The sequence below is a fragment of the uncultured Lentibacter sp. genome (assembly GCF_937123735.1).
In the GTDB taxonomy this organism is placed as follows: domain Bacteria; phylum Pseudomonadota; class Alphaproteobacteria; order Rhodobacterales; family Rhodobacteraceae; genus Lentibacter.
Map to the genome: position 1 here is coordinate 55,143 of NZ_CAKZKL010000039.1, position 25,432 is coordinate 80,574.

The following is a 25,432-nucleotide window of genomic DNA, read 5'->3' on the forward strand; positions in this document are numbered from 1 at the left end:
AAACCCCGCTCAAACGAGCGGGGTTGTTTTTCTTGGCCCGTAGGGTGCGCATTCACTGCGCACCACTTGCCCCGTAGGGTGCGCATTCATTGCGCACCCCACAGCGCCTCACTCTGGCGGCGCGATCAGAATGCGCCCTGTCACCGCAAGCTGGCCCTTTTGCATCTCCACCACGATCATCTCGCCCGATTGCGGAAAAATTCCCGTCAAAGCCGTGATGTTGACCTGATGGGTCACAAGCATCCGCCGCCCCTTGCTTTGCGAAAGCCGTGAAAGCGTGGCCGCGGTCTGGCCCAGCCGGTCGCCTTGCCCGCCAAAAAACGAGTTGAGCGACGGCTCCACCTGCACAGCCCCAAGCCCCAAAAGCGTGGCCGTGTGCTGACAACGGCACCATGCGCTGCTCCATATCTTGTCAAAAACCACGCCCCGCGCGCGCAGCTCTGCGCCAATCGTCTCGGCCTGGGCGCGCCCGGCGCGGCTCAGGTTGCGCTGCGTGTTGCAGTCCTCAAGCCGAAACCCCGCAGGGTCTCCGCCCCCCGGCGCAAGCGCATGGCGCATAAGCACAATGGCGTCAGGCGCCTCAAGCGCCTCCCAGCCCTGCGCCGCGCTCTGTGCTGGCACAAACCAGCTCAGCGCCGCCAAAAAAGCCGGGATAAGCCACTTCATTCGCTGGTTTCAACCACCATCAACTCGCGCTCTGAGGCCCCTTTGGCAAAGGCCAGCGCCGCTTGGTAGGCGTCCGAGTGATAGCAGGCCACCGCCGCTTCCAACGAGGGGAAGCGCGCCACCACATTGCGCGGCCGCTCCTTGCCTTCCAGCTGCACAAACCGCGCGCCACGGGCGATAAACTCGCCACCATGCGCCGCAATCGCCGGACCGGCCCCTTCGGCATATTTTGCGTAGGCTTCCGGCTCTGTCACCGTCACATGTGCAATCCAAAGTGCTGGCATTTATCCCTCCAAAACTGTTTTGGCCGCCGCAATCGCGGCCTCTGCCTTGCGCGCATCCGCGCCACCGCCCTGGGCCATATCAGGACGCCCACCGCCGCCCTTGCCGCCCAGTTCGGGCACGGCCGCCTTGACAAGGTCAACCGCCGAGACACGCGCAGTGAGATCCTCTGTCACGCCCGCCGCCACAGCCGCCTTGCCGCCCGTATCGGCAATGAGCAACACAGCCCCCGAGCCGATCCGGCTCTTGTGCGCGTCGATCAGGGCGGGCAGATCCTTGCCAGACACCCCCGAAAGCACTTGAGCAATCAGCTTTATCCCATTGATTTCTATGGCCTCTGCGCTTTCGCCATCGGCGCCACCGCCCATCGCAAGGTCGCGTTTGAGCTGCGCCACCTCATTGGCCAAGGCCCGGCGCTCCTCAAGCAGCGCTTTCACACGCGCAGGCACCTCGGCCACAGGGGCCTTCAGCTCCGCCGCCAGCTCTGCCATCCGCGCATCCTGCGCCGTCAGATACTCAAAGGCCGCCTGCCCCGTCAGCGCCTCGATCCGGCGCACACCCGCGCTGGAGGCCGATTCTGAGAGCAGCACAAACAAGCCGATGTCCCCGGTCTGGCCCACATGGGTGCCGCCACAAAGCTCGATGGAATATGTATGCCCATCGCTGCCCTTGCCTGAGCCTGCGGCATGACCCATCGAGACAACGCGCACCTCATCGCCATATTTCTCGCCAAAGAGCGCCTGTGCGCCCAGCTCGCGCGCCTCATCCGGCGTCATCACGCGCGTTTCCACAGGCGCATTCTGGCGGATATAGCCGTTCACTTCGGCTTCAACGGCCTTGATCTGGTCAAGCTCCAGCGCTTTGGAGTGGCTGAAATCAAACCGCAGACGCTCTGCCGCATTGAGCGAGCCGCGCTGCGCCACATGGTCTCCAAGTGCGGCGCGCAGGGCTTCATGCAGCAAATGCGTGGCCGAGTGATTGGCCCGGATCGCACTGCGCCGCCCATGATCAACCTCAAGCGCCACCGTGTCGCCCACGCCCAAACCGCCATCACCGGCCACAATCTTGTGGCCAAACAGCTTGCCATCCGCATGTTTGCGCGTGTCGCTCACCACGCTCACCTGCGCCATGTTCTCGAGCCGGCGCAGCCACCCGCTGTCACCCACCTGTCCGCCGGATTCGCCGTAAAACGGCGTCTGGTTGAGCACAACCCAGCCCTCTTGGCCAGCCTCAAGCCGCGTGGCGCGCGCGCCATCGGCCACAAGCGCCAGAACCTGCCCCTCGGCCACTTCCGTGTCATAGCCCAGAAATTCCGTCGCCCCCGCCTCATCGGCAATGTCAAACCAGACCGCAGCATCAGACGCATCACCTGAGCCAGACCAGGCCGCGCGCGCCTTGGCTTTCTGCGCGTCCATCGCGGCTTCAAAGCCCGCAACATCCACTTCGCGGCCCTTTTCGCGCAGCGCATCCTGCGTGAGATCCAAAGGAAATCCAAAGGTGTCATAGAGCTTGAACGCCGCTGCGCCCGAAAGTGCCGCGCCCTCGCCAAGCCCGTCCAGCTCGTCGTCCAACAGCTTCAAGCCGCGCTCCAGCGTCTGCTTGAAACGGGTCTCTTCAAGCAGGAACGTCTCTTCAATCAACGCCTGTGCGCGGCCCAGTTCGCCGTAAGCCGCGCCCATCTGGCGCACAAGTGCCGGCACAAGCTGGTGCATCACAGGGTCCTTGGCCCCCAGCAAATGGGCATGACGCATCGCACGGCGCATGATGCGGCGCAAAACATAGCCGCGCCCGTCGTTTGAGGGCATCACCCCATCCGCCACCAAAAACGCCGTCGAGCGCAGATGGTCGGCAATCACCCGATGGTGCACATTCTGCGCGCCATATGGGTCCACACCCGTCGCCTGCGCAGAGGCTTCAATCAGCGCCTTGAACAGGTCGGTGTCATAGTTGTCATGGCTGCCCTGCAACAGCGCGCCGATCCGCTCAAGCCCCATGCCGGTGTCAATCGACTGCATGTCCAGGTCGCGCATCGAGCCGTCTTCAAACTGCTCGTTCTGCATGAACACCACGTTCCAGATCTCGATGAAGCGGTCACCATCTTCTTCCGGGCTGCCGGGAGGCCCACCCCAGATATGTGCACCGTGGTCATAGAAAATCTCGGTGCAAGGCCCGCAGGGGCCTGTTGGGCCCATCTGCCAGTAGTTGTCTGATGTCGCAATCCGTATGATCCGCTCTTCGGGCACCCCGAGCTTCTTCCAAATGTTAAAGGCCTCATCATCGGTGTGATACACCGTGACAGTAAGCCTGTCCTTGTCGATGCCGAAAACCTCTGTCACCAGCTCCCAGGCATAGGCGATCGCCTCTTCCTTGAAGTAGTTTCCAAAGCTGAAATTGCCCAACATCTCGAAAAACGTGTGGTGGCGCGCCGTGTAGCCCACATTGTCCAGATCATTGTGCTTGCCGCCTGCGCGGACACATTTCTGGGCTGTGGTCGCGCGGTTGTAGTCGCGCGTCTCAACGCCCGTGAAAAGGTTTTTGAACTGCACCATCCCCGAGTTGACGAACATGAGCGTCGGATCATTGCGCGGCACAAGCGGGCTTGAAGGGACAATCTCGTGACCCTGTTTTGCGAAGTAATCGAGAAAGGTAGAGCGGATTTCGTTGAGGCTTGCCATGAGAGAGTGAGGTTCCAGCTTGATGTGACCCGTCAGGGTTTAGCCGCCCCACCCGCGCATGTCTACATGACAAAAGCGCCGGTGCCAAAACGGCCCCGGCGCTTTCTTTGTGCGGCTTTTGTGCCTAGCCTTCGAGCAGCGCGTCTTCGTCGCTGTCGCCAGCTGGTTTTACGGCGTCAAAATCCAGCCCATGGGCCGCGCGGATCTTGTCTTCAATGTCAAAGGCCATGTCCGGATGATCTTTCAGATATTGGCGCGCGTTCTCTCGGCCCTGTCCAATCCGCTCATCTCCGCAGCTGAACCAAGAGCCTGATTTCTGAACGATGCCCAAGGCCACCCCAAGGTCGAGCAACTCACCGGTTTTGGAGATGCCTTCCCCATACATGATGTCAAATTCCACCTGTTTGAAGGGGGGAGCCACCTTGTTTTTCACAACTTTCACACGGGTCTGGTTGCCGACCACTTCATCACGGTCCTTGATGGCGCCAATCCGGCGAATATCCAGACGCACCGAGCTGTAAAATTTCAGCGCGTTGCCCCCCGTTGTTGTTTCCGGGCTGCCAAACATCACGCCGATTTTCATCCGGATCTGGTTGATGAAAATCACCATGCAGTTGGAGCGCGAAATCGAGCCGGTGAGCTTGCGCATGGCTTGGCTCATCAGGCGGGCATGAACGCCCACGCTTGAATCGCCCATCTCGCCTTCCAATTCCGACTTGGGGGTAAGTGCGGCGACAGAATCAACCACCACAAGGCTGACCGCCCCTGAGCGCACCAGCGTATCGGTGATCTCCAGCGCCTGTTCGCCTGTATCAGGTTGGGAAATCAGCAATTCATCCAGATCAACACCCAGTTTCTTGGCATATTGCGGGTCAAGCGCGTGCTCCGCATCCACAAAGGCTGCAACGCCGCCCTTTTTCTGTTCCTCGGCCACACAATGCAGCGTCAGCGTGGTTTTGCCCGAGCTTTCGGGGCCATAAATCTCGATGATCCGCCCCTTGGGCAAACCGCCGATGCCCAGGGCAATGTCGAGCCCGATCGAGCCTGTGGAGGTGGCTTCGATCTCCTGAATGGCGTTTTCGCCGCCCATTTTCATGATCGAGCCTTTGCCGAACTGCCGTTCGATCTGCGCCAAAGCGCTGTCGAGCGCCTTCTGCTTGTCGGAATCTTGTTTGTTTTTCATATCCAGAAGGTCTGCCGTTGCCATTGTTATACGTCCTTATTTCACACCCTGCCGAAGGCGGCAATCGTCTCAAATGTTCACGTCTTGTTCCTTGTGGGGCAAAAAGGAGAACATTTCAATAAAAATTTTCCAATTCCGACTTTCCGGCAAAGTCGTTAAAGATTGGTTTACAGGCGTAAATGTTTTGAAAGCAGGCTCATGCTGATTTTTTCCAAGGCCAAATTGGTGGTTTTTTCCGTGCCCAAAACAGGCACCACCGCGCTGGAGGCCGCCTTGGCGCCCCATGCGGCGCTCGCAATTTTGGACCCGCCCGAGCTCAAACATGCGCCGGTGTATCGCTACAACCGATTCTTCCGGCCCATGGTCGAGAAGTTTATCGGCGCGGATGTCGAAACCCTCGCGGTGATCCGCGAGCCGGTAAGCTGGTTGGGCAGTTGGTATCGCTATCGCCAGCGCCCTTTTCTGGCTGGCCGGCCTGTCTCCACCCAATCCATCAGTTTTGATGAGTTTGTGCTCGCCTACCTACAAGACAGCCCGCCGGCTTTTGCCAATGTCGGGGCGCAATCCAAATTCGTGGCCCCGCGCCCCAATGGCACCGCCATCAACCGTTTGTTCCGCTATGAATCCCTGGACAGCTGCGTCGCCTATCTACAAGAGCGTCTGGAGCTGGAAATCTGCTTGCCCGAGGTCAATGTCTCGCCGCGCCAGGCGCTCTGCCTGTCGCCTGACACGCAGGCGCGGCTGCGGGCCCAATGCGCGGCAGATTTTGCGCTCTGGGAGTCTATCCCCGCGTGAGCTGCGCTTTGGGGCGCACCGCCGCTTGCACAACCTCGGCCAGTTCGGCCAAGGAGAAGGGTTTTTGCAAGAACCGCGAATTGGGAACATCCAACCCATTGTCATTAAAGACATCTTCAGCATAACCGGACACAAAAATAACCGTGATATCACCGCGCAGCGCGCGCGCCTGGGCCACCCAGTCAGGCCCCTTGAGCCCCGGCATGATCACATCGGTGACAAAAATATCTATTTGCAAGCTGTCATCGCGCACAAATGCGAGGGCTTCCTCGCCAGACCCGGCTTCCAAAACAGTATAGCCCTTCAGCTTGAGCGCACGCGAGGCAAACGCCCGCACCGGCGCTTCATCCTCCACCAGCAAAACCGTGAGATCGGGCCGTGCAACAGGGGCGGCCTTTGCCGCTGGCACAGCCTGCGTCTCATGGGCCTCACCCAGGCTTTCATCGGTGGGCAGCAGCAAGGTAAAGCAACTGCCCTTGCCCACGGTGCTATCGGCAAAAATGAATCCGCCCGTCTGTTTCACAATGCCATAAGCCGTCGAAAGGCCAAGCCCCGTGCCCTCCCCGGTGCGCTTGGTGGTGAAGAAAGGCTCGAAAATCTTTTGCAGCTTGTCACTGGGAATGCCCGTTCCCTCGTCAATCACCTTGATGGAGACATAGCGCGCAGCGGGCACTTCGGCGCGGTCGCGCTTGAGCGGGGTGGTCAAGGTCAGCGGCTCGGTGCGAATTCTGACAACCCCGCCCTGGGGCATCGCGTCCCGCGCATTCACCACCAGGTTCATCACAACCTGCTCAATCTGGCGTTTGTCGGCGCGGATTTTGAGGTTGTCCGCCATATGCTCCAGCTCCAACTGCACCCTCTCGCCCACCAACCGGTTAAGCAAATGGGTCAAATCCGAGAGAATTTCCTGCACATCAAGCCGCTGCGGGCGCAGGGTCTGTTTGCGGGAAAACGCCAGAAGCTGGCTCACCAAGGCCGCGGCACGGTTGGCGTTCTGGTTGATCTGCTCCAGATCCATGTAATCGGGGTCGCTCTCATCGCGCTTGTGCATCAACAAGTCACAATGCCCGGTGATCGCCGTGAGCAGGTTGTTGAAATCATGGGCCACACCACCGGCAAGCTGGCCAATCGCCTGCATTTTCTGGCTCTGCACAAATTGCGCTTCCAAGGTCTTGAGCTCGGTCGCATCATGCAGCACCGCCACAAGCACAGGCTCGCCCTCCTCAAGCGCCGATTTGAGTGTCACCTGCACAAAGGTCTCGTAGTCTTTGCGCCGCACCTTCAGAAACTCCGACTGACGGCTCGCCCGGCCCAGCACCGTATCCTGCAGCCAATCCTTGATCGAGCGCCCCAGCCCCTCCAGAAGCACCCCCAGGCTCTCGCCCACAACCGTTTCATGCCCCAGCAAGCGGCACGCCATCTTGTTGCCCTCAATGATGACCCCCTCTGGGGTAAGCTTGAGCAGCGGCACCGGCAGCTCGTCATAAAACCGTGCATTCTCGGGCAGCTCAACACTGCTTTCCAGTGTGGGCACAAAGGCGAGTTCGCGCCGCCCCGCCTCCAGGCACAGCTCGGTGATCACACAGGCCACGCGGCGGGTTTCGGTCTGCACCTCCTGCAAGCGGCCCAGCTTGACCGGCAGATCAGGGATCACCTGATCAAGGCTTTTCACCCGTTCGCCAAAGAAGCGCCGCGCCGCCTCATTCATGAACAGCACCGTGTCCTGACGTCCAACAATCAGCACCGGCAGGATATCCGACCCAATCAAGCCGCCTTCGGCGCGCGGGGGCGGCAGATCTTCCAGCCGCCAAAGCGCCCCGCCCTTGGCCAAGCGGTGGCACGACAGGCGCAAATGCGCCTCGCGGGTCACAACATCCTCGCGCGCAGCGCCCTGCTTGGCCGCCTTGAGATAAAGCCGTGCCACAAGCCCGGAGGGGGCGCTCAACACCGTGGCCAAGGCCGCTTCTAGCGTTTTGGGCTGGTCTGAAAACCGCGCCAGCGCCGCTTCATTGTGATACCAGATTTCACCCACATCATCGGCCACAAAACAGGCCGCAGAGTCATGGGACACAAACTCCGCAATCGCCTGCTGGCCCCGCCGGCTCGCAAGGCGAAAGCGCAGCGCCAGCAGCAGGCTGATCACCAAGAGAAAGCACAGGCTGGCCGCAACCACCCCCGCCCCCAGCCGCAAAGCCTGCGACGGTGCACCATAAGCCAAAACACCGGCCAGTGCGGCCAAAGCCGCCAAAAGGGCAGCGCGCGGCAGAAGGCGCATAGACACACGGGTGGCTCTGTCGGGGGTCAAGACTGCGAAACTCACTAAACGATACTCCTGCCGAGTTCACTCTCGGCTTACGCGAAACACGTTAAGGTATACTTAAGGCCCGCAGCAACAGCCTCCTGTCAATGGAGCGTCTCAGCCTGTCTTTCTGCCAAAGATCGCGCAAAAGAAGCCGTCAGCCCCAAAAGATGGCAGCCAGCGGGCTTCCTTCTCGCGGCGCCATTCAGGAAAATTCGCCTCAAATTCTGTGCAAATATCCTCGTTTTCCGCCCTGAGCAGCGAACAGGTCACATAGGCAAGCCGTCCGCCCGGCGCGACCCGGCTTTGCGCCTCGGCCAAAATAGAGCGCTGGATCTGGCCAAGCTCTTGCAGGCGCGCCTCTGTCAGCCGCCATTTGCCCTCAGGCGCGCGCCGCCAGGCCCCCGAGCCCGAGCAGGGCGCATCACAGAGCACCATATCAAAGAGCGCCTGCCGGGCCAGCGCCGCGCTCGTGAGCACGGTGATCTGCGCCTTGGCCCGCGCCGCGCGGGCCGCAATATCCTTCATCCGCTCGGGAGCCGCATCATGGGCCACCACCGCCAGCCCGGTTCTGGCGGCCAGCGCAAGGCTCTTGCCCCCGCCCCCGGCGCAGTAATCCAGCAAGCGCTCAGCGCCCTTGAGCGGCAGAAAATCAACCACAGCCTGGCTGGCCGCATCCTGAAGCTCAACGAACCCTGCCGCAAAAGCCGCACTCAAACGCAGCTGCCGCGCACCCTTGGTCACTTTCAGCGCCGTGGGGCTGAGCGCCACGGGCACGGTTTCTATGCCCCCCTCGGCCAATGCCGCCTGCGCGCTTTGCAGGCTGGCCAGCCGGGTGTTGACGCGTAAAAACACATCTGCCCGCTGGCGCATCAGCGCGGCTTCGCCCTGCGGATCTTTGAGCGAGGCGCAAAACTGCGGCCAGAGCCAGTCCGGAAGATCACAGACCTGCGCCCCATCTTGCGGCACGCGGCTGCCGCTGGCATCCGCCGTGCTCAAAGGCGCGGGCGCATGGCCCTCACCGGTGAAGACGGTGGCCGGATCAAGGCCCTCGGCCCGGAGCGCGCCAATCATCAGCGCGCGCCCGCTCGGCGCATCTGCCCCGCCAAGCGCCGTGTAAGAGCGCAAACAGCGCAGCGCCTGAAACACAAGGTCGCGCAGCGCAGCGCGGTCCTTTGAGCCGGCAAAGCGGTTGCCGCGCGCCCAGGTTGTGAGCGCTTTTTCGGCGGGTTCGCCAGCCAGAATCCGGTCCAGAATCTCGGCAGCAGAGGCCACCCGCGCAGCAGGTTGCATCTACATCACCCTGTAATTGGGGCTCTCGCGGGTGATCTGCACATCATGGACATGACTTTCCTTCAGCCCTGCCCCCGTGATCTTCACAAAGCGACAGCTGTTGCGCATTTCGGCCACGGTGGCATTGCCCGTATAGCCCATGGCGGCGCGCAAGCCGCCCACAAGCTGGTGCACCACAGCGCTCGCGCTGCCCTTGTAGGCAACCTGCCCCTCGATGCCCTCGGGCACGAGCTTGTCACTGGCCGCATCTTTCTGGAAATAGCGGTCCGCCGAGCCGCGCGCCATCGCGCCAAGGCTGCCCATCCCGCGGTAAGCCTTGAACGAGCGGCCCTGATAGAGGATCACCTCGCCGGGGCTTTCATCGGTGCCCGCGATCATGCTGCCCACCATGGCGCAAGAGGCCCCCGCCGCAATTGCCTTGGCAAAATCGCCGGAAAACTTGATGCCGCCATCGGCAATCACCGGCACATCGCCCGCCGCCTGCGCACAATCCATGATCGCTGTCAGCTGCGGCACGCCCACACCGGCGACCATCCGCGTGGTGCAAATGCTGCCCGGGCCAATGCCCACTTTCACAGCATCCGCCCCCGCATCAATCAGCGCGCGCGTCGCCTCGCCTGTGGCCACATTGCCGGCGATCACCTGAAGGCTGTTTGACAACGCCTTGGCGCGCTTCACCGCCTCGATCACCCCTTCGGAATGCCCATGCGCGGTGTCGACAACAACTATGTCACAGCCCGCATCCACAAGCGCCTCGGTGCGCTCGAACCCGGCTTCGCCCACGCTGGTGGCGGCGGCAACACGCAAGCGCCCCAGCTCGTCCTTGCAGGCGGTGGGGTTGAGCACGGCTTGCTCCGTGTCTTTCAGCGTCAAAAGCCCGGTGAGCTTGCCCTTGCCGTCATGCACCAGCAGCTTCTCAATCCGGCGCGCCCGCATGAGGCTCTTGGCCTCCTCAAGCTCGGCCGGCTCCGCCAGCATGGCAAGGTTCTCGCTTGTCATCATCGCGTGCACGGGCGTGTCATCGGAGCTTGCAAAGCGCATATCGCGGTTGGTCAGGATGCCGACAACACGGCCCTCCTCATCCACCACAGGAAAGCCGGTAAAGTTGTAGCGCTCCACCAGCGCCTTGGCGTCGGCCAGGGTCTGGTTCACCTTCAACGTCACAGGGTTGTAGACAATCCCGCTCTCAAAGCGCTTCACGCGGCGCACCTCGCGCGCCTGCTCTTCCACGCTCAGGTTCTTGTGCACCACACCGATGCCCCCCGCCTGCGCCATGGCAATGGCCATGCGCGCCTCGGTCACCGTGTCCATGGCCGAGCTTAACAGGGGAATGTTCATCTTGATGGACCGCGTCACAAAGGTACGCGTATCCGCGGTGCTCGGCAATACGCTCGAAGCCGCGGGAACAAGTAATACATCATCGAAGGTCAGCGCCTCACGAATCTCCATAGGACATCTCCAAAACAGGGTTCGTTTGACGCTTCCCTATTTCATGCCTCGCCCGAAAGGGAAAGTCCAAACTCAGGCTTTCGCCGCATTGGTCTTGAGCGCGAGCTGCCCGCTCATCCACATGCGTATGGCCTTGAGCGCAATGTAAGGCACAATCGCGCTGGCCGCCGCCAGAGCCATGCCGCCCAAAACCCGCTCCAAAGGCGCGCCGGTGCTGTTGCTAAAGCTCAGCATGGCTGTGGCAAAGGCGCTCAGCGGAAAGGTGTAGGCCCCCCAAAGCGGGCTGAACCCCGCCGCCAAGACAGGCCTAAGCGACACCAACACCGCCACAAGGATCACCACGGCCAGCCCCGAAAAGATCCGCGCCATCAGCTGCATCTCAGGATAGCCCTCTTGCGGAAAGCCAAGCGCCACAATGGTAAACAGACTCGCAGGCGCCAGATGGATCGCCAACAAGGGCCGCAACGCCAAAGGCGGCACACGCAACACAAGCTGCACCGCACTCAGCGCCCAGATCACCAGCGCCATTGCCAAAGTTCCCCAAAAAATGGCCTGTGCCAGGCCGGTGTGGCCCAGCTGCACCGCCGGCACGGCCGCCACGATAAACCCCACAAAGCTGAGGTGCCACAGAGGAGTCACCTGCCGTTGCTCGGCCGGTCCGCTCAGCAACACATAAGCCACCAATAGCGCCATAACCGCCTGCGCGCCAAGCGCCAGCCACATGAGCTTTTCGGCCAATGCAGGCATCAGCGGCGCAAGCCCCGCCGACAGCGCCGCCGCACTCACCGCCAAGGCAGCCAGCCCGCCCCGGCCCGGCAGAATGCGCGCATCCTCCACCACCGCGCCCAACCGGCGCACCGCCTTGCGCCCGTAAGCCAACAGCGCAAACCCATACAGAAGCGCCACCGCCCCCAAAAGCACCTCTGAAATCTGAACCGGCATAACCGACCCCTGCGCCGCCGCCCTCCAGGCCATCGTAAGGCCAAAGAGCCCAAGGATAATGGTGAAAATGGCAGGTGGGGTTTGCTCCCCGAAAGCTGATCTGGACCGCATCACATTCCTCTTACCGCATATTTCCACAAGCCTTACGCCCATCTGCCGCCGAGGCCAAGCCCCCCATCGCCGCAGCCCCGGCGTGGCGGGCCTGATCGGCACAGTCTTGCCATTTGCGCGCCCAGGCCGCAGGCTCTGCGCAAAAGGAGCCCGCCATGAGCCAAAACACCTATGATACAGGCCGCCTCAACCTGCCCTTCGTGGGAATCGCCACCTTTGCCAAACGCCCCTATGTGGCCGATTGGACAGCCCTTGAGGCCGATGTGGCCATTTTGGGCGCGCCGTTTGACTTTGGAACCCAATATCGCTCCGGTGCGCGCTTTGGCCCGCGGGCGGTGCGCGAGGCTTCGACGCTGTTCTCTTTTGGCCATGCCGGTGCCTATGACCACGAGGATGATGTCACTTACCTGCCCGGCTCCGTGCGCATGGTTGATATGGGCGATGCCGATATCGTCCACACCGACACCGCCAAGAGCCACGCCAATATCGAAACCGGCGTGCGCGCCGCGCTGGCCGCAGGCGCGCTCCCCGTGGTCATCGGCGGGGATCACTCGGTCAACATCCCCTGCATCAACGCCTATGACGGCCAAGGCGATATCCACATCCTGCAAATCGACGCCCACCTCGACTTTGTCGATGAACGCCACGGCGTGAGGAACGGCCACGGCAACCCGATGCGCCGCGCCGCCGAAAAGAGCTATGTCACAGGGCTCACCCAAGTGGGCATCCGCAATGTCAGCTCCACCACGCTTGAAGGCTATGAGGCGGCCCGCGCCATGGGCTCCGATATCCTCTCCGTGCGCCAGATGCGCGCGCTCGGCCCCGCCGCCACGGCCGCGCGCATCCCCAAAGGCGCGCGGGTGTACATCACACTGGATATTGACGCGTTCTGCCCCTCCATCGCGCCGGGCACAGGCACGCCCAGCCATGGTGGTTTTCTCTACTATGATGTGCTCGAGCTTCTGCAAGAGGTCGCCAAAACTCATGAGATCGTCGGGATCGACTTGGTCGAAGTCGCCCCGGACTATGACCCGACAGGCGGCACCGCCATCCTCGCAGCGCAGGTCTTGCTGAATTTGCTGGGGTTTGTGTTTCACGCGCGCCAGGGCTGAGGCTCACAGGCGCACGCAGCCGCTTTCAGGCCGCGCCTTCGCCTGCCCGGGCACAGGCCTCCGCTTCAAGCTGGCTGAGAAGGCCGGGCAAGTCTTGAATGGTGTCAATCACATGATCCGCCCCCGCCGCCTTGAGCAAGGCAGTGGCCCTGTGGCGATGTGCGGCGATCTCGCCCTGCTGTAACTGCGCCAGGGCCTCATGGGTCATGCCCACAGCATTGCCTGACAAGGCAAGCCCAACCGTCACACAACCGGCCGCCACGCCTTCGGCAATCCCGGGGGCCGTATCGTCAATTTTCAAAATTTCAGAGGGCGGGTAAACCGCCATATCAATCATGCACTGATAGATCCCCAAAGGCCCCGGACGGGTTTCAGGCAAGTCATCCGAACAGACAAGGCAATCGGGCTCATACCCCTGCGCGGCGGCCACGGGCAGCACCTGTTGCATGATCGCGCGGGTGTAACCGGTGGTTGAGCCGATCTTCATCCCACGCGCGCGCAGGCTGGCCATCGTCTCCAGCGTGCCGGGGATAAGCTCCGCATATTGCGCGGCGACCCTTTCATTCATCGGCACAAAAACCTGAAAGATACGATCCACATCCGCCTCCCCCGGTGCCGCGCCGTATATCTCTCGCCATTGCCGGGCGACTTCCGGCATGTGCAAGAGCGCTTGGATGTGGTCCCACTTGGCCGCCCCCATGGGCGCGCGCGCCTGCGTAACCGTCACCTTGATGCCAAATTGCGCCATCGCCTCAACAAAGGCTCCCGTCGGGGCAAAAGAGCCAAAGTCAACCGTCGTTCCAGCCCAATCAAAAATGGCGGCTTTGAAATATGTCATGCGCGTCTGCTCCAAAGGGGGTCAGGAGGCCCGCCGCCCCTGGCTCCATGTTTCCTGCAAAACAGGTGTTTGATCTTGAAGGGTGAAGCGGATGAGATCGGCCCGCTGCCCCACGGCCAAGGCGCCGCGATCGTTCAGTCCAACCGCCCGAGCCGGTGTGTCAGTGACCGTGCGCATCCCGCGCGCCAAATCGCCCCACAGCGCGCCCAGTTGCACAGCCGCCATAAGCAAACCGGCCGGCACATAATCTGACGACAAAATATCCAATCGGTCAAGCTTGGCCAGCTCCTCTGCCGCAACATTCCCGGAATGAGACCCGCCCCGGATCAGGTTGGGCGCGCCCATGATGGTGGCAATGCCTTTGGCATGACAGGCATCGGCAGCCGCGACCGTCGTTGGGAACTCGGCCACGGTCACACCGTAAGAATGGCTGGCCGCCACCTGCGCTTCCGTGGTGTCGTCATGGCTGGCCAAAGTCGCGCCCAGCCGCGCCGCAGCGGCCACCGTCGCCGCCTCATGCTTGGCGCCATATTCGGCCTGAAGCCCATAAAGAAACGCGATATAGCGCTCCCATGCCTCATCCGAATAGCTGCGCTTGCCGCGCACATAGGTCTCGAATTTGGAAATATCGCCAAACTGGCGCTGGCCCGGCGTGTGATCCATCATGGACACAATCCCGATCCGCTCCTCGGGCGAAAACTCATCCAGCTCCTCTATCAGGGTCTCTGAACAGACCTCCGCGCGCAGGTGAATATGATGGCTGATCCGAAACAGGCCCGCGGCCTGCACCGCAACAATCTCATCTGTCATCTGGCGTGCATATTTGGGATAGCCCGCGCCGGTGTCAGACAAGATAGACCCGACCCGGATGGCATCAAACACCGTGGTAATCCCCGCCCCCGCCAATTCCCGATCATGGGCCAGAATGGCCGCCCGAAAAGGCCAGCTCACCTTGGGGCGGGGCTCTAGATGGCGCTCCACGTTGTCGGTGTGCAGCTCCACCAGCCCCGGTGCGAGATAAGAGCCCTCAAGATCAAGCGCCCCAGCCGGAACAGAGCCCCCTGACGCAATATCGGTGATCACACCGTCGCAGAATGTCAAAGACCCCAAGATCACCTCATCTTTTAGGATCAACCGGGCATTTGCAAAAATAGTCTTGTTTTTCATTTGTTTGGCACACTGGTTGGGCACAGCAAACGGCTCTGCGGTGACATTGGAAGGCGCGCGCAACAGCGGGTCACAACGCTCATGGGGCTGGCCTGCCAGCAGAAAGATGCGCAAGCACCGCTTGAACGGTCTGCTCAAGCGGGCCGCTGTTGTCAAAATCTCGGGCCAGAAGGCCCTTGGGCAAGCCCGTGGCTGCGCGATCCAGCCGCGCCGCAATCTGCGCATCTGTTTCGCGGCCCCGTGCCTTGAGCCGCGCCGCAAGCACGCTGCGCTCTGCACTCAGGGTGATCACCTCAAAATTTGCAAACCGGGCCTGTGCCGCCAAAAGCGCGCTGCGCGACAGGTTTGCCAAGACATCAAAGCCCGCAGCAAGCGCGGTGTCTACCGTCACTGGGATCGCATAGTGCAACCCATGTGCCTGCCAGCTGAGCGCAAAGGCCCCGGCGCTTTTGCGCGCAGCAAACTCTGCCAGGCTCACCGCATCAAAGGCCTCGCCGCCTGCGTCGCTGGCGCGGGTGATCACACGCCGCGCCAGGCTCAGCTGCGGCGCGCGCGCCGCCACCGCTAGCATCACGCTGTCTTTGCCAACCCCCGACGGCCCGACCACAGCGATAAAGCGCCCGCTCATGCCGCAAGCCCCGGTGTGAACTGGGTGACATCAAGCTGACGGTCGCAAACCGCGTCGCGCGCCGCATGATCGTGGAAAATCCCGATGAGTGCCGCGCCGCGCGCTTTCGCCTCTTCAATCATCGCCAGAACCGTTGCGCGGTTTGTCGGATCAAGGCTCGCGGTCGGCTCATCCAACAGTAGCGCCGGATAGGGAAAGGCAAAGCCGCGCGCAATGTTGACGCGCTGTTGCTCGCCGCCTGAAAAGGTGGTCGGGCTGAGCGCCCAAAGCCGCTTCGGGATATTGAGCCGCCTTAACAGGGCTTCGGCCTGTGCCATGGCGTCATCGCGGGCTGTGCCCGTTGACAAGAGCGGCTCCGCCACAACGTCCAATGTCGACACGCGCGGCACAACCCGTAAAAACTGGCTGACATAGCCCAAAGTCTCGCGGCGCAGCCGGATGATCTCGCGCGGTGGCGCACTCGCCACGTCCAGATCACCCACCATGATCCGGCCCGAGGCCGTCAGGTAGTTGCCATAAATCATGCGCATCAGCGTTGATTTTCCGGCCCCGGACGCCCCCACCAGCGACACGCATTCGCCTGCGGCCACCCTCAGGCTTGCGCCCTGCATTACAGGAATTTCCGCAGCACCCTGGTTGTGCAGCACGAAAGATTTTGAGACGTTTTCAACAAAGATCATCGCGTCACACCTGCAAGACTGAAGAAACAAGAAGTTGTGTATAGGCCTGTTGCGGGTCGTCCAAAACCTGATCGGTCAACCCGGTTTCGATGACATGCCCATCTTTCATCACCATCAGCCGGTCCGCCAGAAGGCGCACAACAGCCAGATCGTGGGTGACGATGATCGCGCTCAGGTTCATCTCGCGCACAAGGCTGCGCAGCAAATCCAGCAAGCGCGCCTGCACCGAAACATCAAGCCCGCCTGTTGGCTCGTCCATAAAGACAAGCCGTGGCCCCGTCACCAGATTGCGGGCAATCTGCAACCTTTGCTGCATCCCGCCTGAAAAAGCCGTGGGGCGCTCGTCGATGCGATCTTGCGTTATTTCGACGCGCCCGAGCCAATCAATCGCCTCGGCGCGGATATTGCCATAGTGGCGCGCATTCACCGCCATCAACCGCTCACCCACATTGCCCCCCGCACTCACATTCATGCGCAGCCCGTCGCGCGCATGTTGATGCACAAAGGCCCAATCGGTGCGCCCCAGCATACGCCGCTCCGGCTCTGACATTGTAATTGTGTCTTTCAGGCCTTCGGCACGGGTATCAAAGCGCACAGCGCCGCGATCTGGCGTCAAATGACCCGCGAGGCAGTTGAGCAAGGTTGACTTGCCCGACCCGCTTTCGCCCACAATGCCCATGACTTCTCCGGGAAAGAGATCAAAAGAAACATCCGTGCAGCCGATCCGGTGGCCATAGAATTTGGCAAGGTTTTCAACCTGCAACAAAGGTGTCATGCCGCATCCTCCCTGTGAGGCGCGCCTTGAGCGCCAATATGCCCGCCCTTGCGCCGGGTTGCGCAATAATCCGTGTCCGAGCACATGAACATCCGCTTGCCCGCGTCATCCATGATCAACTCGTCGAGGTAACTGTCCTCGGCCCCACAAAGGTCACAGGCATGATCTGCTTTGGTGGGCTGAAAGGGATAATCCTCAAAATCAAGGCTCACAACATCGGTGTAAGGCGGAATGGCATAGATACGCTGCTCCCGCCCTGCTCCAAAGAGCTGGATGCCGGCCATTTTCAGCTTCGGATTGTCAAACTTGGGGATCGGGGAAGGGTCCATCACATAGCGCCCCTCAACTTTGACGGGGTAAGCGTAAGCTGTTGCAATATCCCCGTGCTGGCTGATGTCCTCATAGAGCTTGACATGCATCAGCCCGTATTCCTCCAAAGCATGCATCTTTCGGGTTTCAACTTCAGACGGCTCCAGAAAGCGCAGGGGTTCGGGAATGGGCACTTGATACACAAGGATCTGATCCGCGCGCAGCTCTGCCTCGGGGATCCGGTGACGGGTCTGGATCACGCTCGCCTCTTCCGTCGCTTCGGTTACGGCAACACCCGCTGTCTTTTGAAAGAACCGTCGGATCGACACTGCGTTGGTCGTATCATCTGCCCCCTGATCAATCACCTTGAACGTATCATCCGGCTTCAAAACAGCGGCAGACACCTGCACACCACCTGTGCCCCAGCCATAGGGCATGGGCATCTCACGGCTCGCAAAAGGCACCTGGTATCCCGGGATCGCCAAACCTTTCAGGATCGCCCGGCGGATCATGCGCTTGGTTTGCTCGTCCAAATAGGCAAAGTTGTAATCGCTCATTGCGCCGCCTCCTGGCTCATGTTGCCCTGCGCCTCACGGCGCAGCTTGCGGATCAATTCCAGCTCAGATTGAAAATCAACATAATGCGGCAGCTTGATATGCTCCAAAAAGCCGGTCGCCTGAATGTTGTCGCAATGATAGAGCACAAATTCCTCGTCTTGCGCCGGGGCGCCAAGGTTGTCTTCGCCCAGCTCTTTCCAGCGCAAGGCCCGGTCAACCAAAGCCATCGAAATGGCCTTGCGCTCGGTCATTCCAAACACCAGCCCATAGCCGCGCGTAAACTGCGGCGGTTCGGTCTTGGAGCCTTGAAACTGATTGACAGTCTCACATTCCGTCACTGTGATCTCGCCAATCTCGATCGCAAAGCCAAGCTCCGCAATCTCCATCTCCACCGCCACAACGCCGATCCGAAGCTCGGCCACAAAAGCGTGGTTGCGCGCATATCCGCGCTGGGTGGAATAGGCCATTCCCAACACAAAGCCCTCATCGCCGCGCGTCAAGGATTGCAAACGCAAAGCCCGGCTCGCAGGCAGCTCCAGCGGCGTGCGTGTCAAATCGTCTGGCACGTCCGGGCCCGGCGGCTCTGGCTGAATCAAACCCTCTTTGTCCAGAAAAGACATGATATGCGGCGTATGCCCCTCATGTGTGGGCGCAACCGGCGCTGCCGCCACCGCGCCCTCGGCGGCCAGTTTGAAATCCAACAACCGGTGGGTATAGTCAAAAGTCGGCCCCAGAACCTGACCGCCAGGCGCATCTTTGAAGGTTGCAGACACGCGCCGGTCACAGGCCATGTCTTCCGTGGCAATCGGCTCTGAGCCGCCAAGGCGCGGCAGCGTGGTGCGGTAGGCGCGGATCAAAAAGATCGCCTCGATCAGATCCCCGCGCGCCTGCTTGATCGCCAAAGCCGCGAGATCCGGGTCATAGAGCGAGCCCTCCGCCATCACGCGGTTCACCGCCAGCGCCATCTGCTCTTTGATCTGCGCAAGGCTCAGTTCGGGGACAGAGCTGTCGCCGCGCCGCTCCTCGGCCAGCCACGCATGGGCATTGTCAATCGCGCGCTCACCGCCTTTTACCGCCACATACATCAGCTTACCCTCGTTGTGCGCGGCAAGGCCGCAAGGCGCGTGTCGCAGGTGAACAGAAAGTCCAGACCCAACGGAAACAGCGCCGCATTCTGTTGAAAGGCCCGCGTTTCAGGCAGCGAAAGCCGGGCCGTGCCGTCTATCCCCGGCCCGCGCAAAACAGCCCCCTCATTGGCCAGATGCGCAGAGTCCACGATCAAGGTTGCAGAGCGGTCTGGATACTCAGCACGCCCAATCGAAAAGGCCCCGAGGGGCAAATCATCCCATACCCCAAGCGCAAACACCGCGTCATGTGCCGCCACACAGGGCGCGCCCGTATGAAAGCTGATCCAGGCGCGAACTTGCTCTGTGTCATGGCTGCCCGCCAGATAAATCGGGGTCTCAGGGTCACAAAGGGTCAGCACAACCGCCCCCGCCGCAACACTCATGGGCGCAGGCGGCTGCGCGCCGCAGACCTGCACAATGTCACCCGGGCGCGCCATCGCCGTCATCACAGCGCGAAAGGCCTGTGCGGCCTGCACCGGAACGTCGTTAAAACCGCCCTCCAAAACTTCGTGCATCAGTCTTCCCCTCTCACCATTGTGAAAAAATCAACCTTGGTGGCCGCAGCCTTGGCGGCCCGCTGGCTCTGGCGCGCGCGCATGGCCTCGCGCAACGGCGCCAAAAGACCCGCCTCAACCGCAGCAGAGGCATCGGTCTGCATCAAGGCATCCACCAAAGCCGATTGAAGCGCGTGCGCCTTGCTGCGCCCTTGCACATAGCCGTGCCCGATGGTCCCGTCTGACAACTTCACCGAGGCGCGAGTCACCGTCATCTCCCCCAGATTGAACGCAGCACCCACCGCGCCCGCGCGCCCGCGCACCATGACCCCGCCCACCTCGGGGCTGCGCAATACATGATGCTCCACCACTAGGCCCAAAGCGGCCCAATGATGCGCCACATCCGCTGCCGGCGACTTTGCCAAAAGGCTCAGCCAGGCCTTGCGCGCCATGTTTTGATCGCTCGTCACCGTCATCTGGACATCTTTCGCAATTTACTATACAACTATACAAATACTACAGAGCCGCCGCGCCTCTGCCAATCCCCCAAACTGTGAAGATTTCGTGACATGCCCCGCAAAACCCCTCTCTGGAAAGCCATTGCCGCCTCCCTGCGCAGCGAGATTGGCGCAAGCCTCACCCAGGGCGACAAACTGCCCACAGAGGCGTCCCTGGCCGCGCGCTTTGGGGTGAACCGGCATACTGTGCGCCAGGCTCTGGCCGCGCTGGCTGCGGAGGGGCTTGTCCATGCGCGGCGCGGCGCGGGCGTCTTTGTGACGATGACTCCCACAGATTACCCGATCAGCCGTCGCGTGCGGTTTCACCAGAATCTGATCGCCGCAGGGCGCACCCCGGCAAAGAAAGTCCTGCTGTTGCAAACGCGCGCGGCGCGCGCCCATGAGGCCGAGGCTCTGCAAATTGACCCCGGCGCGCCGGTGCATGTCTACGAAGGCCTGTCTTTGGTGGATCGCACGCCAATCGCCCTTTTTCGCAGTGTCTTTCCCGCCGAACGCTTGCCGGACATGCTGACTTTCCTGCAAGCAGACCCCTCGGTCACGGCCGCCTTGGCAAGATCCGGTGTGCGCGATTACACCCGCGCCTCCACACGCATCAACGCCAAGCTGGCCACGGCAACACAAGCGCTTCACCTGCGCATCGCCGAACACGCTCCCCTGCTGCGCAGCATCAGCGTGAACCTTGGCCCTGATACACGCCCCGTCGAACTCGGACGGACATGGTTTGCCGCAGACAAAGTCACTCTGACCCTTTCAGATCCTGAGCACCCGGCTCATAACGCTCCAGAAACGCCTTGGCGCTGAGGTTGCGAAAATCGTCCAGCGCAGAGCGCAACTGCGCATGGGGCCAGTCCCACCAGGCCAGCGCCATCATCCGCGCGGCAATCTCTGGCGTGTAGCGCGCCCGCAGCGGCACAGCCGGTATGCCCGCCACGATCATGTAGGGCGGCACATCTTTGGTCACAATCGCCCCCCCGGCAATCACGGCGCCATGGCCGATGCTCACGTCAGGGCGGATTTGCGCCCCATGCCCGATCCAGACATCATGGCCAATCACCGTGCGGCGCGTGCGGCGGTGGGCAAACCACGCCTCGTCTCGCGCGGCGTCATCAAAGTAATCATCCGAGCGGTAGTGAAAATGGTGCAAACTGGCTTTTTCCATGGGGTGGTCTGTGGCCCCGATGCGCACGAAAGCCGCAATATTGGCAAACTTGCCCACCGTTGTGTTGGCTATGTCTGCATAGCGGTCGCAATAGGAATAATCGCCCCAGTCACAATGCGCCAAACGGCTTCCCCGCCCGATCTCGACATAGCGGCCAAATGTGGCATCTGTGATCTCACACTCAGGGTGCAGAAAGGGAGCTTCCTCTTTCAAACGCGCCATCAGTGCCCGCCTCCATCACCTTGGATCAACTTGCGGCGCAACCAGCCCGACAGCGTGTCCATGGCAAAGACCATAAGCACAATCAGAATGATATAGTAGCTGACTTCTTCCCAATCCTTCTGGGTGATGATCGCCTGGGTCAGGAAAAGCCCGATACCGCCCCCTGTAATCGCCCCGATGATGGTGGCGGAGCGGGTGTTTGACTCAAAGTAATAAAGGATCTGGCTCAGCAAAACCGGGGTCACTTGCGGGATCACCCCAAACCGGTATTTCTGCAACGGCTTGGCCCCGGTAGAGGCCACCCCCTCGATCTGCTTCTCGTCAACATTTTCGAGCGCCTCAGAGAACATCTTGCCAAAAGAGCCCGTGTCCGTGAGCAAAATGGCCAAGGCGCCTGTGAGCGGCCCGGGGCCAAAGGCACGGCTCAGAACGATTGTCCAAATGAGCCCATCCACACCGCGCAGAAAATCAAACAAGCGCCGGGCCGCAAAGCGCAATGTGCCAAGCGGCGTGAAATTCTTGGCCGCAAGAAACCCGAGCGGCAGCGCAATGATCGCCGCGCCGAATGTCCCCAGAAAGGCCATAAGGATGGTCTCGACAATCGCCCAAGCCACCTCTGCATGGCGCCACATCTTGTTGCTCCAGAAATCCTGCAAAATTGCGCCCGCCTCGCCGCTCAAAGCGGCCGTGGCAATCTGGCCCCAGCTCATGCTGTGATAGGGGCTGTCGAGCGTGAAAAAGAACAACTCCCACCCGGCGCTATACTTGAAAACCTCAGTGCGGTTGCGCGTCACCGTCAAGCGCCCCGCATCCGTCACAATCATCAGACGGTTCTTTGACGCGCTGATATACTCAGGCACCGCGCCCTCAGGAAACACAGCATTCACACCCGAGGCCCCGGGCTTGGCCGTCACTCGCCCATAGCCCGGAATGTCATAACTCACCAAAGCCCCCATGGTGATCACATGCCCGCCTGAAAGCGTCACAACCGTCTCATCGCCCAAGCTCACCCAATCGGGGCTATCGCCCGGCGCATAGCGCCCTTTGCGCTCGCCCTCGATGGCAATTTCAAGAGAGCCGTCGCGGTTGTCACGCGTCACATGGGTCTTGTGGCTATAAACATCCGACACCAGCGTCGCCGCGTTTTTCACATTTACCCGCGCGCCAAGCCCGGCCATGTCAAAGGCCACAAAGATATAGGCAAAATACCCCAAAATGAGCGCCGGCACCGCAAAGGAAACCAGCCGCTTGCGGGCAAACTGCTGCTGCACAGAGCCCTCTAAACTCAGCGCGTTCATACCCGCACCTCCGACAATTTTGCCCCATGCGTGAAGCGGTTGCGAATAAGGCTCGACATCTGGTCCACCAATACAATCGTGCCAAACAACAAGAGGAAAATCGCGCCAGCCTCGTCAAATTTGCCCTGCCCCCAGCTCATCGTGTTGCGCAAATCATAGCCAATGCCCCCCGCGCCCACGAAGCCCAAGATCGCCGAGGCGCGAATGTTGATCTCAAACCTGAGCAGCGCATAGCTGAAATAATTGGGCGCCACCTGCGGCACCACACCAAGCCACATCCGCTTGCTCCAGCTCGCTCCGACCGATTCAAGCCCCTCAACAGGCTTGAGCGAGGCGTTTTCATTCACCTCTGAAAACAGTTTGCCAAGCGCGCCCACCGTGTGCAGCGCAATCGCAATCATCGCAGGCACAGGCCCGCCCCCTAAAAGATATATCAAAACAAGCGCCACAACGATTTCGGGGATCGCCCGCAAGAAATCGAGCACCCGCCGCAGGGGGCCCACAAGCCAAGGCACTGGCGCCAAACCGCGCGTCACAAGCAGCGAAAAGAACAGCCCGATCAACCCGCCCAAAAGCGTGGAGGCCGCCGCAATATTGATGGTTTCAATCAAGGACGGCAGGTATTTCAAAAGATACCCGGGCAAGAGATGCGCCCGCGAGATGGCCTCGCCCACAACATCGGCCGGAAAGTCAAAAATGTTGCGCACCCCATCCAGAAAGCCACCGGCGTTGCGCTCTTCTGCGGTGCGAAACCCCGCCGCCATCAGGCCGATGAAGACGATGAGCAAAATCATGTTCAACAGACGCTTCTTGCGCAGTTGCGCCATGTAATGCCCGCGCAGCTGGGCTGTTGCCTGCGCACCACTGCTGTGCTTGTCCATGTTCTGCTCCATATACTTGGCTGGCCCCAACAAAGCGTTGGAGCCAGCACTGTGTTCAAAACTGCGTTGGATCAGTTTGATTTGGCCTTGCGGGCCTCGATAATCGATACATAGGCGTCATGCCCGATCGGGTTGAAACCGAGGCTTTCCCCTGCCGCAACGCCATAGGCGCAATCCGCATCCGCTTCGTGCAGACCATCCACAAGCGCGATCATCTTGTCTTTTACGTCCTGCGGCAGCGACTTGCGCAGCACAACGGGGCCTTCAGGGATCGGCTTTGAGCGCCAGATCTCGACAAGGTCGTTCATGTCCACAAGGCCCGCATCCACAGCTTTGCGCAGCGCGCCGGAGTTAAAGCCGTCTTCCCAGTTGCCCTGCCCGTCGGCCCATGTCACGCCGCCGTCAACATCGCCGTTGTTCACAGCCACAATTGTCTGCTCATGGCCGCCAGTGAACTTCACTTCGCCAAAGTAGGCGCCGTTTTCCATCGTGGAACCGGTTGTTTGAGGAATTTCAATCGACGGGATCAGATAGCCGGATGTGGAGTTTGGGTCGCCAAAGCCGAAGACCTTGCCCTTCATGCTTTCCAGCGATGTGATGCCGCTGTCTTTGCGGGCAAAACCAATGGAATGATAGCCAAACGAGCCATCAAGGTTGATCTTCACGAGCACAGGCTCAACCGCCTCAGGGTCTTGCAGATAGACAGCCGCATAAGAGGATGCACCGAGCCAGGCCATATCCAGCGTGCCGCCCAGCAGGCCCTGGATCACACCGTTGTAATCAGCCGGAGCAAAAAGCTTTGTCTCAACACCCAGCAAGTCTTGCGTATAGGCGCGCAGGCATTCGTTTGAGTTCATCCGGTCTTGTGCGTTCTCACCACCCAGGATGCCAATGCGGAATTCTGTGATGCCCTCTGCCATAGCGGCAGAAGACAAGGCCGTCGTGGCCAGCGCCGTTGCGATAATCAGGTTTTTCATCAGTCGTCTCTCTCTTATCATGCCCCACAGCGGGGCCTCGGGGTTTGGCGTGCGCGGCTCAGGCCGACACGACCTCTTCAATCAGCTTTTTCGCAGCCTCACTCTGTTCAATCTGGGTTGAGGTCGTGGCTTCCGAAAAGCTTGCATCCGCGCCATAAATATCGCGCGCAACGCCGGTGGTGAGCTGCTCTGGCGTGCCGTCAAAAACGATCTTGCCGCCGCGCATTCCGATCACCCGGTCGCAATAGCGCCGCGCCGTATCAAGCGTGTGCAAATTGGCGATGACCATGCGGCCATCCTGCTCGTGAATGTCGCGCAAAGACTGCATCACCACCTGCGCATTCATCGGATCAAGCGAGGCAATCGGCTCATCCGCCAGGATGATCCGCGGGTCTTGCATCAGCGCGCGGGCAATGGCGACACGCTGTTGTTGACCGCCCGAAAGCGCCTCGGCGCGCTTGGGCGCGTGTTCGGCAATCCCGAGGCGCTCCAGAATATCAATGGCGCGGTGAATATCCGCATCCGGATAGAGGTTGAACATCGTCGCAAGGGTTGAGCGCTGGTTCAGGGTGCCATGCAAGACGTTTGACACAACATCCATGCGCGGAACCAGATTGAACTGTTGAAAGATCATCGCACATTGCGATTGCCAGCTGCGCTTGGCCGCCCCCTTCAAAGCGGTGACATCCACACCCTCAAAGGTCATTTCGCCCGAGGTTGTGTCGGTCAGCCGGTTGAGCATCCGCAACAGCGTTGACTTCCCCGCCCCCGACCGGCCAATGATCCCGATCATCATGGGTTTGTCGACGTCAAAACTCACCGAATCCACCGCCGTATTCGCGCCGAAAACTTTTGTGACTTTCTTCAATTGCAGCATAGCAGCCCCCTAGGTTGGAGCTTGGATATGTGCCTTTAGATTCATTTTTGTGTTCGTTTGAATAAGCTTTTGTAACACGGCCCCGCCGTTGGGGGCGCACGCTGCATTCACTTATTTT

The 25,432-nt window shown here is 60.8% G+C and carries 25 protein-coding genes; 3 read left to right on the plus strand and 22 right to left on the minus strand.

Annotation, left to right across the window (positions count from 1 at the left end):
- Nucleotides 1–108: 108 nt before the first annotated feature.
- The 4 genes from Q0478_RS12545 to recA form a co-directional block, all read right to left on the minus strand.
- Nucleotides 109–666 carry a histidine phosphatase family protein gene (locus tag Q0478_RS12545; protein WP_298679787.1) on the minus strand — a complete coding sequence of 186 codons (558 nt, stop codon included), beginning with the start codon at nt 664–666 and terminating at the stop codon, nt 109–111.
- A complete protein-coding gene (locus tag Q0478_RS12550) occupies nt 663–950 on the minus strand; it encodes a DUF1330 domain-containing protein (protein ID WP_298679789.1) in 288 nt (95 codons plus the stop codon). The genes Q0478_RS12545 and Q0478_RS12550 overlap by 4 nt, the downstream gene beginning before the upstream one ends.
- Nucleotides 951–3,623 (minus strand): alanine--tRNA ligase, encoded by a 2,673-nt coding sequence (alaS, locus tag Q0478_RS12555; protein ID WP_298679790.1) that lies wholly within the window; start codon nt 3,621–3,623, stop codon nt 951–953.
- Between the two features lie 124 nt (nt 3,624–3,747).
- Complete coding sequence (recA, locus tag Q0478_RS12560) at nt 3,748–4,830, minus strand: recombinase RecA (RefSeq protein ID WP_298679793.1); 1,083 nt, start codon at nt 4,828–4,830, stop codon at nt 3,748–3,750.
- Nucleotides 4,831–5,004: 174 nt separating this feature from the next.
- On the opposite strand from recA, the gene Q0478_RS12565 reads away from it, so the two are divergent.
- Complete coding sequence (locus Q0478_RS12565) at nt 5,005–5,601, plus strand: gamma-glutamyl kinase (protein WP_298679794.1); 597 nt, start codon at nt 5,005–5,007, stop codon at nt 5,599–5,601.
- Here the strand turns inward: Q0478_RS12565 and Q0478_RS12570 are convergent.
- The 4 genes from Q0478_RS12570 to Q0478_RS12585 form a co-directional block, all read right to left on the minus strand.
- Entirely contained in the window at nt 5,588–7,921 is a 2,334-nt protein-coding gene (locus tag Q0478_RS12570; RefSeq protein WP_298679796.1) for an ATP-binding protein, read from the minus strand. The two genes, Q0478_RS12565 and Q0478_RS12570, sit on opposite strands and share 14 nt — an antisense overlap.
- Nucleotides 7,922–8,017: 96 nt before the next feature.
- Complete coding sequence (locus Q0478_RS12575) at nt 8,018–9,193, minus strand: RsmB/NOP family class I SAM-dependent RNA methyltransferase (RefSeq protein WP_298679799.1); 1,176 nt, start codon at nt 9,191–9,193, stop codon at nt 8,018–8,020.
- Nucleotides 9,194–10,642: an IMP dehydrogenase gene (gene guaB, locus Q0478_RS12580; protein WP_298679801.1), complete on the minus strand. Its 1,449-nt coding sequence runs from the start codon at nt 10,640–10,642 to the stop codon at nt 9,194–9,196.
- A 72-nt stretch (nt 10,643–10,714) separates the two neighbouring features.
- Nucleotides 10,715–11,695, minus strand: coding sequence for a tellurium resistance protein (locus Q0478_RS12585; protein ID WP_298679803.1), 981 nt, complete (start codon nt 11,693–11,695; stop codon nt 10,715–10,717).
- Between the two features lie 155 nt (nt 11,696–11,850).
- Here Q0478_RS12585 and speB point away from each other — a divergent pair, with 155 nt between their 5' ends.
- The gene (gene speB / locus Q0478_RS12590) at nt 11,851–12,807 is read left to right on the plus strand and encodes an agmatinase (protein WP_298679805.1); all 957 of its coding nucleotides are present in this window, start codon (nt 11,851–11,853) and stop codon (nt 12,805–12,807) included.
- Nucleotides 12,808–12,832: 25 nt separating this feature from the next.
- Here the strand turns inward: speB and phnX are convergent, their stop codons facing one another.
- The 9 genes from phnX to phnG all read right to left on the minus strand — a co-directional run bounded on the left by phnX (nt 12,833) and on the right by phnG (nt 19,858).
- On the minus strand, nt 12,833–13,645 hold the full coding sequence (gene phnX / locus Q0478_RS12595; protein WP_298679807.1) for a phosphonoacetaldehyde hydrolase: 813 nt from the start codon (nt 13,643–13,645) through the stop codon (nt 12,833–12,835).
- A 21-nt stretch (nt 13,646–13,666) separates the two neighbouring features.
- Nucleotides 13,667–14,812, minus strand: a complete 1,146-nt coding sequence (locus Q0478_RS12600) for an alpha-D-ribose 1-methylphosphonate 5-triphosphate diphosphatase (protein WP_298679809.1) — start codon at nt 14,810–14,812, stop codon at nt 13,667–13,669.
- A 79-nt stretch (nt 14,813–14,891) separates the two neighbouring features.
- Nucleotides 14,892–15,440 carry a phosphonate metabolism protein/1,5-bisphosphokinase (PRPP-forming) PhnN gene (gene phnN, locus Q0478_RS12605; RefSeq protein WP_298679811.1) on the minus strand — a complete coding sequence of 183 codons (549 nt, stop codon included), beginning with the start codon at nt 15,438–15,440 and terminating at the stop codon, nt 14,892–14,894.
- Complete coding sequence (phnL, locus tag Q0478_RS12610) at nt 15,437–16,120, minus strand: phosphonate C-P lyase system protein PhnL (RefSeq protein ID WP_298679813.1); 684 nt, start codon at nt 16,118–16,120, stop codon at nt 15,437–15,439. Before phnL ends, phnN begins: the two co-directional genes overlap by 4 nt.
- 4 nt (nt 16,121–16,124) lie before the next feature.
- Nucleotides 16,125–16,895, minus strand: coding sequence for a phosphonate C-P lyase system protein PhnK (gene phnK, locus Q0478_RS12615; protein ID WP_298679815.1), 771 nt, complete (start codon nt 16,893–16,895; stop codon nt 16,125–16,127).
- Nucleotides 16,892–17,761 carry an alpha-D-ribose 1-methylphosphonate 5-phosphate C-P-lyase PhnJ gene (locus Q0478_RS12620; RefSeq protein WP_298679817.1) on the minus strand — a complete coding sequence of 290 codons (870 nt, stop codon included), beginning with the start codon at nt 17,759–17,761 and terminating at the stop codon, nt 16,892–16,894. The genes phnK and Q0478_RS12620 overlap by 4 nt, the downstream gene beginning before the upstream one ends.
- Complete coding sequence (locus Q0478_RS12625; RefSeq protein ID WP_298679819.1) at nt 17,758–18,846, minus strand: carbon-phosphorus lyase complex subunit PhnI; 1,089 nt, start codon at nt 18,844–18,846, stop codon at nt 17,758–17,760. The genes Q0478_RS12620 and Q0478_RS12625 overlap by 4 nt, the downstream gene beginning before the upstream one ends.
- Nucleotides 18,846–19,406, minus strand: a complete 561-nt coding sequence (phnH, locus tag Q0478_RS12630) for a phosphonate C-P lyase system protein PhnH (protein ID WP_298679887.1) — start codon at nt 19,404–19,406, stop codon at nt 18,846–18,848. The genes Q0478_RS12625 and phnH overlap by 1 nt, the downstream gene beginning before the upstream one ends.
- Nucleotides 19,403–19,858 (minus strand): phosphonate C-P lyase system protein PhnG, encoded by a 456-nt coding sequence (gene phnG, locus Q0478_RS12635; RefSeq protein ID WP_298679821.1) that lies wholly within the window; start codon nt 19,856–19,858, stop codon nt 19,403–19,405. Before phnG ends, phnH begins: the two co-directional genes overlap by 4 nt.
- 93 nt (nt 19,859–19,951) lie before the next feature.
- Here phnG and phnF point away from each other — a divergent pair, with 93 nt between their 5' ends.
- Nucleotides 19,952–20,701 (plus strand): phosphonate metabolism transcriptional regulator PhnF, encoded by a 750-nt coding sequence (gene phnF, locus Q0478_RS12640; protein WP_298679823.1) that lies wholly within the window; start codon nt 19,952–19,954, stop codon nt 20,699–20,701.
- On the opposite strand, the gene Q0478_RS12645 is transcribed toward phnF, so the two are convergent.
- From Q0478_RS12645 to phnC, 5 genes are all read right to left on the minus strand, one after another.
- Complete coding sequence (locus Q0478_RS12645) at nt 20,637–21,281, minus strand: chloramphenicol acetyltransferase (protein ID WP_298679825.1); 645 nt, start codon at nt 21,279–21,281, stop codon at nt 20,637–20,639. The genes phnF and Q0478_RS12645 overlap by 65 nt on opposite strands.
- Nucleotides 21,281–22,579 (minus strand): phosphonate ABC transporter, permease protein PhnE, encoded by a 1,299-nt coding sequence (gene phnE / locus Q0478_RS12650; protein WP_298679827.1) that lies wholly within the window; start codon nt 22,577–22,579, stop codon nt 21,281–21,283. Before phnE (Q0478_RS12650) ends, Q0478_RS12645 begins: the two co-directional genes overlap by 1 nt.
- Nucleotides 22,576–23,460, minus strand: a complete 885-nt coding sequence (phnE, locus tag Q0478_RS12655; protein WP_298679829.1) for a phosphonate ABC transporter, permease protein PhnE — start codon at nt 23,458–23,460, stop codon at nt 22,576–22,578. Before phnE (Q0478_RS12655) ends, phnE (Q0478_RS12650) begins: the two co-directional genes overlap by 4 nt.
- 71 nt (nt 23,461–23,531) lie before the next feature.
- Complete coding sequence (gene phnD, locus Q0478_RS12660) at nt 23,532–24,437, minus strand: phosphonate ABC transporter substrate-binding protein (RefSeq protein ID WP_298679830.1); 906 nt, start codon at nt 24,435–24,437, stop codon at nt 23,532–23,534.
- Nucleotides 24,438–24,495: 58 nt separating this feature from the next.
- Complete coding sequence (gene phnC / locus Q0478_RS12665; RefSeq protein ID WP_298679831.1) at nt 24,496–25,314, minus strand: phosphonate ABC transporter ATP-binding protein; 819 nt, start codon at nt 25,312–25,314, stop codon at nt 24,496–24,498.
- Nucleotides 25,315–25,432: the final 118 nt, after the last annotated feature.